Here is a 12050-nt window from a genome sequence, read left to right on the forward strand (position 1 = left end):
TCCGGCTACCTGGCCGCCCACGCTCCACGGTCACTCGTGCGGGTGCGGCGCCGCTGACGTCAGCGCCGCCTGGACGCGGTCGGCCGCGCTCACCGCGTCCTCGTGTTCCCACACCCGCACCACCTGCCAGCCCGCCGCGATCAACGCCGCGTCGGTGGCTCGGTCCCGCGCCACGTTTCCGGCCAGCTTGGCGGCCCACCATTCGGCGTTGTTCTTCGGGTCGGTGGCGTGCTGTGGGCAGCGATGCCAGAAGCAGCCGTCCACGTAGACCGCGATCCGTCGGCGCGGAAACACCAGGTCGGCGCGGCGGCGCTGCCCGCGGATCGGCGCTCGATCGACGAAAAAGCGCAGCCCGCGCCGGTGCAGCTCGCGGCGCAGCGCGAGTTCCGGATCCGTTCCGGTGCGCCGCTGGCGTGCCATCCGCGCGCTGGTGGCCGCGTCCGTAGCGGGTCGCCGCGTCATGCCGCCCAGCCGCCCATCCGGTCGAGATGGCTTTCCACGTCGGCGAGAAAACCGGGTGGAAAACGCAAGCTGCCCATGCTGGTTCGGCGGAGGAACCCGGCGGTGGCGCGGGCGGACAGCAGTTGCGCGCCGGTGAGGAAGTGGGTCAGGTCCTCGTAGGGCTCGTGCACCGGCCAGGTGGACACGGGTACCCGATAGGCCGCGCCGGCGCGGCCCCACGCGGCCACCGGCCACGGCGTGCCGGGAGCGAGCCGATGATCGCCGGGGATCGGGTCCAGCGGCGCGGCCAGCCGCGACCCGACCCAGGCGGCCATCCGGACGCTCACCGCGTTGCCGATCAGCTTCCAGCGATGTCCCTTGCGCACGCCGGGCACGTCGGTCGCGGGTGCGGTCCAGCCCGGGTCGAACCCCTGCAGGCGTTCGGCATCGGCGATGCCGGGCGTGACGATCTCACCGGACGGCAGCCGCACCGCGGGCGGGCTCGCGATGCCGAGCGCCGATCCACCCTTCAGCGTCGGCACCGCGTTCACCGCCCAGCCGAGCCCGCGCACCCCTTCGGTCCAGTAGAAGCCGCACGGATCGAGCGCGGGATCGCCGACCGTGCGGGGACCGGCGTCCTCGCCGAACAGCACCTGGCGCGGGTCTTCGGTGCGTGAGGCCAGCATGAGCACTCGCTGCCGCCGCTGCGGCAATCCGAACGCGCGCGCGTCCACCACCCGGTAGGCCCAGGTGTAACCGAGCTCGTCGAGCGCGCCGGTGATGTGCCGCATCGCCGCGCCTCGGCCGAGTTGCAGCATGAACGGCACGTTCTCGATCAGCAGCCAGCGCGGACCGCGTTTGCGTCGCACCAGCCGGAACACCTCGTCGACCAGACCCGACCGGGTGCCGGTGATGCCGGCGGTGCGTCCGGCCTGGGACAGGTCCTGGCACGGGAATCCCGCCGCGACCAGCTCCGTTCCCGCCGGGATTGCGCGCAGCCGGGTGATGTCGGAATGCAGTGGCACATCGGGAAAGCGGGCCGCGAGCACGCCTTGGGCGCCGGGCTCGATCTCGCACAGCAGTTCGGTGTGCCAGCCGTGCCTGCCGAGACCGAGCTCGAGTCCGCCGATCCCGGCGAACAGCCCGACCATCCGCGCGCCCGTCAACGACCTTCCCTTTCTCGCGTCCACACCGGACGCCGCCCGCGCGTCCAGTGCACGGGAGCAGGTTACTCGAGTCGTCCGAGGCGATCGCCGAACAACGCGACCAACGTCGCGGGCACCTGGTACGGTCCGCGTGTCACGCAGTGCTATTGGTGCGCTTTTTCCAATAATCACAGGACCGGTCGCGCGATGGGTGATGATCGGCTGTTCCGCCTGCGCTCCAGTGCCATGCGCGCGGGCCGCCGCACGATCCTGCTGGCGCGCTCGCGCAGTGCTTTTGCTCCACGACGTTTTCCTCGAGCGACGCTAGGGAAAGTGAGCGAACATGCAGACTGCTTCCACCAAGAACGGGAATTTCCGCCCTGTCGTGGTCACCAGTCTCTCGGCGACCACGTCCATCGCCGGTGACGTGGACTCCACGTGGAAGGGTCTGCTCAATGGCGAGAGCGGCATCGACCTCTTGGACGACGGCTTCGTCGACCAGTTCGAGCTGCCGGTGCGGATCGGCGGTCATCTGAAGGTCACGCCCGCCATGTGCCTCGGTGCGGGCGAGACGCACGGGCTGGCCTATGTGGAGCAGATGGCCATCGCGCTCGCTCGTGAGGTCTGGCGCAACGCGGGAAGCCCGGAGGTGGACAAGAACCGTCTCGGCGTGTCCATCGGCACCGGTCTCGGCGGGGCCGAGGCGATCATCGCCGCGCGGGACAAACTGAACAACGGTGGCTACCGCAAGGTTTCGCCGTACTCCGTGCAGTCGGCGATGCCGAATGGGGCCGCGGCGTGCGCCGCGCTGGAGATCGGTGCGCGCGCTGGTGTGTCGACGACGGTGTCGGCGTGCGCGTCGGGTTCGGAGGCGATCGCCAACGCCTGGAAGATGCTCGTCATGGGTGACGCCGACATGGTGGTCACCGGCGGGGTGGAGGGCTCGATCCAAGCCGTCGCGGTCGCGGCGTTCACGATGATGCGCGCCATGAGCACCCGCAACGACGCGCCCAAATGCGCGTCGCGCCCGTTCGACGCCGACCGCGACGGCTTCGTCTTCGGCGAGGCGGGCGCGCTGATGGTGCTGGAGACCGAAGAGCACGCCAAGGCGCGCGGCGCGACCCTCCACGCGCGACTGCTCGGCGCTGGCATCACCTCCGACGGGTTCCATCTCGTCGCGCCCGATCCGGAGGGCTCCGGCGCGGCGCGCGCGATAACGCGGTCGCTGCAGACGGCGGGTCTGACCAGAAACGACATCACGCACGTCAACGCGCACGCGACGGGCACGCCGGTGGGCGACACCGCGGAGGCGCGCGCGATCAACAAGGCCATCGGCAACCACCCGTCGGTCTACGCGCCGAAATCGGCCCTCGGCCACTCCATCGGCGCGGTCGGCGCGCTGGAATCGGTGCTCACCGTGCTGAGCCTGCGCGACGCGATCGTGCCGCCCACACTGAACCTGGACAATCAGGACCCCGAAGTGGATCTGGATGTCGTCAGCGGCCGACCGAGGACCGGCCGTATCGATTACGCCGTGAACAACTCCTTCGGCTTCGGCGGGCACAACGTCGCGCTGGCCTTCGGCCGATACTGACCGCGGGTGACCGGGACACCTGCTAGCCTTCCCGACGCTTCGTTATCGACCTGAGTTCGGTGTCACTGCACGGCCTGAGCGCCTGTGCGTTGGAAAAGGATAAGGCGATGATCGACGAAACCTTCGACGACTATCTGGACGATCAGGGCAACATCAAAATCAGGGGGAACAAGACCCTGATCGACTTCGTCGACAAGCACTGCGCGGAGAACGGCGACGACCTCGCCTACCGCTACATCGACTACTCGCGCGAACGCGACGGTGAATACCTCGAGCTCACCTGGCGCCAGTTCGGTGTGCGGCTTCGGGCGGTGGCGGCCCGCTTGCAGCAGGTGACGCGGCTGGGCGACCGGGTGGCGATCCTCGCTCCGCAAGGGCTGGACTACGTCGTTTCGCTTTTCGCCGCGGTGTACTCGGGCAACATCGCGGTCCCGCTGTTCGATCCGGAGGAACAGGGCCACACCGATCGGCTGCGTGCGGTGTTGAGCGACTGCACACCCGCCGCGATCCTCACCGTCGGCTCCGCCGCGGGCGGTGTGCGGAAATTCTTTCGACATCTACCGGCGAAGGAGCGTCCGCGCATCATCGCGGTGGAGGCGATCCCGGACAGCGTCGGCGCTGCCTGGAAGCGGCCGGATATCAACATCGACAGCGTCGCCTATCTGCAGTACACCTCGGGGTCGACCCGGACGCCCGCCGGGGTGGAGATCACCCACCGGGCGGTGGGCACGAACCTGTTGCAGATGATCGACGCCATCGGCGTGACCGAGCATTCGCGCGGGGTCACCTGGCTGCCGCTGTTCCACGACATGGGCCTGCTGTGCGTGATCCTGCCGACCGTCGGCGGCGGATTCATCACGATCATGTCGCCGAGCGCGTTCGTGCGCCGCCCCTATCGCTGGATCAAGGAACTAGCGGCGGCGTCCGACGGCGCCGGAACGTTCGCCGCGGCACCCAATTTCGCGTTCGAGCATGCGGCGGCGCGCGGGAAGCCGAAGCCTGGTGAGGACTTGGACCTGTCCAATGTGATCGGGTTGATCAACGGCAGTGAGCCGGTCTCGGTGTCGTCGATGAAGAAGTTCAACGACGCGTTCGCGCCGTACGGACTGCCGGAGACGGCGATCAAACCGTGCTATGGCATGGCCGAGGCGACGCTGTTCGTGTCGGCCACCAAGGCCGAGGACAAGGCGAAGGTGGTCTACGTCGACCGCGCCGAGCTGAGCGCAGGGCGGATGGTCGAGGTGGCGCCGGATGCCGACAACGCCATCGCGCAGGTGTCCTGCGGTTACGTCGCACTGTCGCAGTGGGCGGTGATCGTCGATCCGGAGCGCGGCACCGAACGCAATGACGGTGAGGTCGGCGAGATCTGGCTGCACGGCGAGAACATGGGCATCGGGTACTGGGGCCGCCCGGAGGAGACCGAGTCCGTCTTCCGCGCCAAGCTGGCGGCGCGGCTGCCTGAGGGCAGTCATGCCGACGGCACGCCGGAGGACGCCAACTGGATGCGCACCGGCGACTTCGGCGCCTATATCGACGGCGAGCTGTACATCACCGGCCGGGTCAAGGATCTGGTCATCGTGGACGGACGCAACCACTATCCGCAGGATCTGGAGTTCTCCGCCCAGGAATCGAGCCAGGCGTTGCGTCCCGGCTTCGTGGCGGCGTTCTCGGTCCCGGCCAACGAACTGCCCGCGCTGGTCTTCGAGCAGGACAGTCACTCGGGACTGACGTTCGACGCCGAGGACACCTCCGAGCAGCTGGTGATCGTCGCCGAACGCAATACCGGCGCGGGAAAGCTGGAGCCCGAGCCGGTCGCTGATACGGTGCGCGCGGCGATCGCGCGGCGCCACGGCGTCACGGTGCGCGACGTGCTGCTGGTGCCCGCGGGTTCGATTCCGCGCACATCCAGCGGCAAGATCGCGCGCCGCGCCTGCCGGGCGGCCTATCTGGAGGGCACGCTGCGTGGGGGTCATCAGCAGCAGGCGTTCCCGGACGCGCCGCAGGAGTGGGAGTCCGAATCCGCGGTCGTCGTATAAAAGGCGCAGCTCGAGGCCGTCCGTCCGCGCCGGGCTGGGCAAAGGGCTGAGGCAGCCGCGGAAAGGGCGCAGGCGAGGCAGTCGCCTAGATCCGGATCTCGGTGTGGTACTCGAATTCGCGGACGTCGGCGCCCACGATCTGGGCGGCGAGGTCGCTGGAGGTGCCCGCGCCGCGGAAGCGCTCCATCGCGGCGCGGTCGGCCCAGCGTTCGTAGATGTTGACCCGATCCGGCTCGATCAGATCCGCGCCGAGATCGAAGTCCAGGCACCCTTCGGCGGCGCGGGCCAGCCGCACCACCTCGCGGCAGCTGTCGAGGTAGTGGTCGCGATCGGTGACGCGCAGGTATCCGGCGACGATCAGCACGCTACCGAGTCTAGGTTCCGATGCCTTGACCTCGAGGGAACTCGAGGTTGTTGGCTCGGTGGATGAGTCACGATCCCATCCGCGACCGCATCGTGCAGCGCGGTCGCGTGCCAGCCGGAAAATCGGTTGGTCGACGCAGGCTCCGGTGCGACCCTGAGATGTCGGACCTCGATGCGAACATCGCCGAGGGGCCCGTTCCACGTCGCCAGTCAGATAGCTGAGGGGGAGTTTTGTCTGTCGCACTGGATATTTCATCGGCCGAACCGGAGGCCGACAGACCGGAGCGGTCCGCCACCGCGGGCCGCGGACATTCGCTGCGGCGGTTCTGGCCGTACCTGCGTCCGCACGTCGGGATGCTGCTCGCCGCGAGCGGTCTCGCGATGCTCGCGAACCTCACCTCCATCGTGATTCCACTGATGATCGCGCGGATCATCGATGGTCCGGTCGCGCATCGCGATCTCGCCGGCGCCATCGGTCCGGTGGCCGTTGTCTTGCTGCTCGGTCTGGCGGAGGCGGGCGGCGTGTGGGGACGCCGCTGGCTGATCGCCGCGCCGGCCACGCGCTTCGAGATCACCTTGCGCGCCAAGATATTCCGCAAGTTGCAGGCGCTGGCGATCGGCAGGCACGACGCCTGGGAGTCGGGTCAGCTGCTGTCGCGTGCGGTGGACGACCTGTCCACCATGCGGCGTTTCGTGTCGTTCGCGGGGCCGTTCCTGCTCGTCCACACCGTGATCATCCCGGTCGGGTTCGTCGCGCTCGTCGCGCTGAGCTGGCGAATCGGCCTGATCTTCGCGATCGTGTCGATCCCGTTGGTAGTCATCTGTGTTCGTTTCGAACGCCGGTACTCGGTGGCCTCGCGGCGTTCCCAGGATCAGGCCGGTGACCTGGCCACCACCGCCGAGGAGTCGGCGCAGGGTGTGCGGGTGCTGAAGGCGTTCGGCCGCGGCGTGTTCTTCGGCCGCCGGTTCACCGCCCAAGCGCGTGAGCTGCGGGAGACCGAGATGGTGAAAGCGCGATTGGACGCGACGCTGTGGTCGGGCATGGTGAGCTTGCCGCAGCTGGCCATCGCGTTCGCGCTCGGCTACGGCGGTTACGCGGTCGCGCACGGCACGATGACGCTCGGCACGCTGGTCGCGGGCATCACGCTGGCGACTTTCCTGCAGTGGCCGATCATCTGGACCGGCTTCCTGCTCGCCGAGCTGAACGACGCGCGTACCGCCGCCGACCGGTATTGGGAGATCATCGATACGCCGATCGACATCACCGACCCGGCCGAGCCGGTCGACCTGCCGGAGCGGGTCGATGGCGAACTGCGTTTGACGGGTGTACGTTTCGCCTTTCCAGACGCCGAAAATGCGGTGCTGGAAGATGTCTCGCTGAAGGTGCGTCCCGGCGAGACGGTGGCACTGGTCGGCGCGACCGGCGCAGGGAAGACGGCACTGCTCAACCTGATTCCGCGCCTGTACGACGTGACCGGTGGCGCGATCACCATCGACGGCATCGACATCGCCACGATGCGGGTCGCCGACCTGCGCTCACTGGTGTCGGTGGCGTTCGAGGACCCGGTGCTGTTCTCGGCGAGCGTGCGGGAGAACGTAGCGCTCGGCGATCCGTCCGCCACCGACGCCGATGTGCGCCGCGCACTGGAGGTGGCCCAGGCGACCGAGTTCGTGGACAACCTGCCCTGGGGATTGGACACCAGGATCGGCGAGCAGGGCCTGAGTCTGTCCGGTGGTCAGCGCCAGCGGCTCGCGCTGGCCCGCGCGGTGCTCACCGGTGCGGGAAAGCGCAGCCGGATCATGGTGCTCGACGACCCGCTGTCCGCGCTGGACGTGGAAACCGAGGAGCGGGTGCAGGCGCGGCTGCGCACCGTGCTGGCCGACGCGACGACGCTGCTGGTCGCGCACCGTCCGTCCACGGCGGCGCTGGCCGATCGGGTGGCGGTGCTCGCCGACGGCCGGATCGTCGCGGAGGGAACCCACGACCAGCTGCTGCGGACCAGCAAGAGATACCGAGAACTGATGGGAGGTGAGTAGCCATGAGCACCGAGACGATCGTTTCGAAAGACGAATCGGCGCAGGATGATTCGGGCCGAAAGGACGAGGCGGCCGACTGGCGCGGTATCGCCAGCGAGGATAAGGAGATCACCGAGACCGGAAACCTGGTGCTGGCCGGTCGGTCCCGGCGGCTGCTGGTCGAGCTGGTCCGGCCCTACCGCAAGCTGGCCGCCCTCGCGCTGGTGCTCATCGTGGTGGACAACATCGCCATGGTGTCGGCGCCGCTGTTCATCGCGCACGGTTTGGACACCGGCATCGCGCGCGGCGCCGCCGGCGACTGGGCGCCGCTGGCCTGGTCCGTGGCCGGGTACCTCGGGTCGGTGCTGGTGGGCGTGCTCACCACCTTCTCCTTCCTCCGGGTGTCCGGCAGGCTGAGCCAGAGCGTGCTGTTCGACCTGCGGGTGCGCTCGTTCACGCATATGCAGCGCCTCAGCGTCGCCTTCCACGAGAAGTACACCTCGGGCAAGGTGGTCGCCCGGCTCACCGGCGATATCGAGACCCTGCAGGATCTGCTGGAGAGCGCGCTCAACCAGGCGTTGAGCGCGATCCTCTCGGTGCTGACCATCGCGGCGTTGCTGATCTACCTGGACCAGGTCCTCGCCGCGATCGTGCTGGCCGGCTTCGTCCCGCTGGTGCTGGTCACCCGCTGGGCGCAGCGCAGGCAGCGGGCGGGCTACCGCCGCACCCGCGGCGCGATCGCGAAGGTGGTGGTGCAGTTCGTCGAGTCGATGGGCGGCATGCGAGCGGTGCAGGCGTTTCGCCGCGAGCAGCGCAACGAATCGGTGCTCGCCATCGAGGACGCCGAATTCCGCGAGGCGACCACCGCGGCCATGCGCGGCATGGGCGATTACGCCGGACTGACCAAACTGCTCGGCAACCTGACCACGGTGACCATCATCGTGGTCGGCGCGTGGCGGGTGATCGAGGGCGACCTCGCGGTCGGCGTACTCGCGGCCTACCTGCTGTATCTCAACCAGTTCTACGGTCCGCTGGACGAACTCGCCCAGGTGTTCAACGCCTACCAGTCCGCCGCGGCGGCGCTGGAGAAGATCTCGGGCGTGCTGGAGGAGCAGCCCTCGGTGCCGGAGCCAGCGAAGCCGGTGGCCTTGGGCAAGGCGTCCGGTGCGCTGCGGATGGACCAGGTGTGGTTCGGGTACGGCGCGGATTCGCGTCCGGTGCTGCCCGAGTTCACCCTGGAGATCCCGGCCGGTCAGGTGATCGCGCTGGTGGGCGCCACCGGGGCGGGCAAGTCCACGCTGGCCAAGCTGCTGACGCGGTTCTACGACCCGTCCGGCGGCACGGTCACCCTGGACGGCGTCGACCTGCGCGACCTGTCCGACGCCGATCTGCGGCGCAACGTGGTGATGGTCACCCAGGAGTCCTACCTGTTCTCCGGCTCGGTGGCCGACAACATCCGGCTCGGCAGGCCCGAGGCCACCGACGCGGAGGTGTTCGCCGCGGCACGTGCGGTGGGTCTGCACGACTTCGTGCGGGCGCTGCCCGAGGGCTTCGCCACCGACGTGCGCAAACGCGGAGGCAGGCTCTCGGCGGGTCAGCGGCAGCTGGTCGCGTTCGCGCGGGTGTTCCTGGCCGATCCGGCCGTGATCGTGCTGGACGAGGCCACCTCGAGCCTGGACATCCCGAGCGAGCGGCTGGTGCAGCGGGCGTTGGAGACCGTGCTGCGCGGGCGCACGGCGGTGATCATCGCGCACCGGTTGTCCACGGTGGCGATCGCGGACCGGGTGCTGGTGCTCGAATCGGGCCGGATCGTCGAGGACGGCGCACCGGACGCTCTGATCGCGGGTACCGGCCGGTTCGCGGGCTTGCACGCCGCGTGGCGGGAGTCGCTGGTGTGATGCGCGAGGTATGCGGGTGTGGGCTGAATGTCGCTTACGGTAGATACGTGACGACCCAAGCCTCCGACCCCGAGAGCCGCGCCGAGAGCCCGCAGGAATCCCGGTGGCCGGCGATCCTCACCTGGCGCGCCCACGACGCGTCGCGGATGGAGTCGGTGCGGGTGACGCTCAACGGCAACCGCATCCGAGCCGCCGGGCGCATGATCGGCGGCGCGTGTGCGGAACATCCCGCGTTCAGCGCGTCATATGACCTGGTCACCGACGAGAACGGCGCCACGAAGCGCCTCTCGCTGCGTACCACGACGGCCGCCGGTGAGCGGCACGCCTCGATCGCACGCGACGAGGAGAACTACTGGCTCATCGACGCGGGTGGCAACCACGTGCGCTCCACCTTCGCGGGCGCGCTGGACGTGGACGTGGTGCTCAGCCCGTTCTTCAACACCCTGCCGATCCGCCGCTACGACCTCCAGCACGCGGTCGAGGACGTGCAGGTCCCGGTGGTCTACGTCCGCCTGCCCGACCTGCTCGTCCAGGAGGCCACGCTGATCTACAGCAGCGCGGCCGACGGCATCAGCGTGCTGTCCCCGGTCTCCAGCGCGACCGTCACCGTCGACGCCGACGGCTTCCTGCTGGACTACCCGGGCCTGGCCGAGCGCATCTGACCGGACCCGACGACCGAGATATCGCGCTCGCGAGCCGTGCGCTGCGCGTTTCGGATCGTCGGCTGTGCGCGCCGGTATGAACGCCATGCCGAGACACGGGAGGTGCAAGTCGACAGCGGGCTCGTATACGTCACTCGACGAGGGAAGGGCGCGTCAGTCGGCGGGCGTTCAGTTCAGCACCTCACGTTGTCCTTGCAGGCGGTGGTGGTTGTGCCGGGCTGAACGGGTTCCAACCGCGCGGTTCAGCCCCCTCAGGTGAGGATGCCGCCGCGCTTCTCGGCTGCGTGAGTTTCCCGCCAATTCTGTCGTCGCGGCGGGTAACCATCTGACCGCGCCGTTCAGCCCAGCCGGGTGATGACGCCGCCACGGTTTCCAGCCGCGCGCAAGTCCTCCAGCCAGTTGGGAGCACCTGGCCGGACATCGGTGACCTCCCAGCGCCGCGCCGATTCGTAGCGTTGTCGTGCGTCGTGGCCCGCTTCGACCAGGTCCGCGAGGGATTGCTTCTCACGCAGGCTCTCGCGCGCCGAGCCGAGCACTCGGAGTGTTTCGTCCAGAACTTCCAGCAGCGCGGCGGAATTCGGTTCGCAGATCGCGCGCACCAGATCCGGCGCGGTACCGGCGACCCGAGTTCCATCGCGGAACGATCCGGCCGCGAGGCCGAGCGCGAGCTCGCCGCCCGCGGCGCCAGCCGTGGCCAGCGCCTCGGCGAGCACATGCGGAAGGTGGGAGATGCGGGCCACGGCGCGATCATGCTCCGCGGCCACGACCGGGACCACCACGGCTCCGCAGTCCAGGGCGAGCCGCACTACGCGGCTCCACGGTTCGGCGTGCGTTCCCTCGTCCACGCCGACAGCCCACACCGCGTCGCGGAACAGTTCCGGATCGGTCGCGGCCCATCCGGATTCGGCGGTGCCCGCCATCGGATGACCGCCGACGTACCGGTCGGCCAGACCGTGCGCGCGCACGGCCGCCGCGACCGGCGCCTTCACGCTCACCACGTCGGTGAGCGTGCAGCCCGGCGCGTAGGTGGCGATCGCGGAGAGCATCCGCTCCACCGCGGGCATCGGCACCGCGACCACGATCAGCGCGTCCGTTTCCGCGGCGCGTCGCAACGTGGCGGTCAAGTCTTCGGTGACGTCGAATCCGTCGGCGCGTGCGGCCCGCGCACCCGAGGCCGAGCGGTTGTATCCCCAGCAGGCATAGCCCGCGGCGACGGCCGCGCGCAGCAACGACCCACCGATCAGGCCCGTCCCGAGGACACACACGGGTGCTTTCTTCGCCGAAGTCACCGGAACAGATTGGCATACGACTTCAACATTTCAGCTCGAGCAGACTACCGTTGCGGCCATGGCAGCACAGCGCTCGGGCACGAACAGGGCGGCGTCGGAAGATTTCGACGACGTGGAAGGGTTCGCAGTGGCGGTTGTCCGCGAGGAAGGCAAGTGGCGATGCAGCCCGCTGAGCCGGGCCGCGCTCACCGATTTGTCCGCCGCGGAAAACGAACTCAAGGCTTTGCGCAGCTCCGGGGCGGTATTCGGCCTGCTCGACATCGACGACGAGTTCTTCATCGTGCTACGGCCCGCGCCCAGTGGCACCCGCATGCTGGTGTCGGACGCGACGGCCGCGATCGATTACGACATCGCCGCCGACGTCCTGGAGGCGTTGAACGTCGACATCCCCGACATCGACCCGGACGAGCTCGACGACGTCGAGCCGTGGGAGGAGGGCGACCTCGGTGTGCTCGCCGATCTCGGCCTGCCCGAGCCGGTGCTGAGCGTCATCCTCGCCGAGACCGACCTCTACCCGGATGAGCAACTCGGCATGATCGCCCAGCGGCTGGGCTTCGCAGGCGAATTCTCCGCGGTGCTGGACAAGCTGCCGCGCTGACGTGCCAG

10 protein-coding genes are annotated in these 12050 nt (G+C 69.0%); 6 read left to right on the plus strand and 4 right to left on the minus strand.

Annotated elements, in window-relative coordinates:
• Window positions 1–30 precede the first annotated feature (30 nt).
• Window positions 31–462: a very short patch repair endonuclease gene (locus ON34_RS00800; protein ID WP_040772770.1), complete on the minus strand. Its 432-nt coding sequence runs from the start codon at window positions 460–462 to the stop codon at window positions 31–33.
• On the minus strand, window positions 459–1592 hold the full coding sequence (locus ON34_RS00805) for a DNA cytosine methyltransferase (RefSeq protein ID WP_040772772.1): 1134 nt from the start codon (window positions 1590–1592) through the stop codon (window positions 459–461). The genes ON34_RS00800 and ON34_RS00805 overlap by 4 nt, the downstream gene beginning before the upstream one ends.
• A gap of 337 nt (window positions 1593–1929) precedes the next feature.
• On the opposite strand from ON34_RS00805, the gene ON34_RS00810 reads away from it, so the two are divergent.
• Entirely contained in the window at window positions 1930–3180 is a 1251-nt protein-coding gene (locus ON34_RS00810; RefSeq protein WP_040772774.1) for a KasA/KasB family beta-ketoacyl-ACP synthase, read from the plus strand.
• A gap of 107 nt (window positions 3181–3287) precedes the next feature.
• Complete coding sequence (fadD32, locus tag ON34_RS00815; protein WP_373291835.1) at window positions 3288–5216, plus strand: long-chain-fatty-acid--AMP ligase FadD32; 1929 nt, start codon at window positions 3288–3290, stop codon at window positions 5214–5216.
• Between the two features lie 85 nt (window positions 5217–5301).
• Here fadD32 and ON34_RS00820 read toward each other — a convergent pair whose 3' ends face one another.
• The gene (locus ON34_RS00820; protein ID WP_040772775.1) at window positions 5302–5580 is read right to left on the minus strand and encodes a putative quinol monooxygenase; all 279 of its coding nucleotides are present in this window, start codon (window positions 5578–5580) and stop codon (window positions 5302–5304) included.
• A gap of 230 nt (window positions 5581–5810) precedes the next feature.
• On the opposite strand from ON34_RS00820, the gene ON34_RS00825 reads away from it, so the two are divergent.
• Genes ON34_RS00825 through ON34_RS00835 form a run of 3 tightly spaced genes read left to right on the plus strand, consistent with a single transcriptional unit; the run spans window position 5811 to window position 10155 of the window.
• Entirely contained in the window at window positions 5811–7616 is a 1806-nt protein-coding gene (locus tag ON34_RS00825) for an ABC transporter ATP-binding protein (protein ID WP_040772776.1), read from the plus strand.
• 2 nt (window positions 7617–7618) lie between these two features.
• Window positions 7619–9493: an ABC transporter ATP-binding protein gene (locus ON34_RS00830; protein ID WP_040772777.1), complete on the plus strand. Its 1875-nt coding sequence runs from the start codon at window positions 7619–7621 to the stop codon at window positions 9491–9493.
• Window positions 9494–9540: 47 nt separating this feature from the next.
• Entirely contained in the window at window positions 9541–10155 is a 615-nt protein-coding gene (locus tag ON34_RS00835; RefSeq protein WP_083889061.1) for a putative glycolipid-binding domain-containing protein, read from the plus strand.
• Between the two features lie 338 nt (window positions 10156–10493).
• Here ON34_RS00835 and ON34_RS00840 read toward each other — a convergent pair whose 3' ends face one another.
• Window positions 10494–11444 (minus strand): prephenate dehydrogenase, encoded by a 951-nt coding sequence (locus tag ON34_RS00840; protein WP_040772779.1) that lies wholly within the window; start codon window positions 11442–11444, stop codon window positions 10494–10496.
• A gap of 58 nt (window positions 11445–11502) precedes the next feature.
• On the opposite strand from ON34_RS00840, the gene ON34_RS00845 reads away from it, so the two are divergent.
• Window positions 11503–12042 (plus strand): tRNA adenosine deaminase-associated protein, encoded by a 540-nt coding sequence (locus ON34_RS00845; RefSeq protein ID WP_040772781.1) that lies wholly within the window; start codon window positions 11503–11505, stop codon window positions 12040–12042.
• Window positions 12043–12050: the final 8 nt, after the last annotated feature.

Source organism: Nocardia pneumoniae NBRC 100136 (assembly GCF_000308755.1).
GTDB classification, from domain to species: Bacteria; Actinomycetota; Actinomycetes; order Mycobacteriales; family Mycobacteriaceae; genus Nocardia; species Nocardia pneumoniae.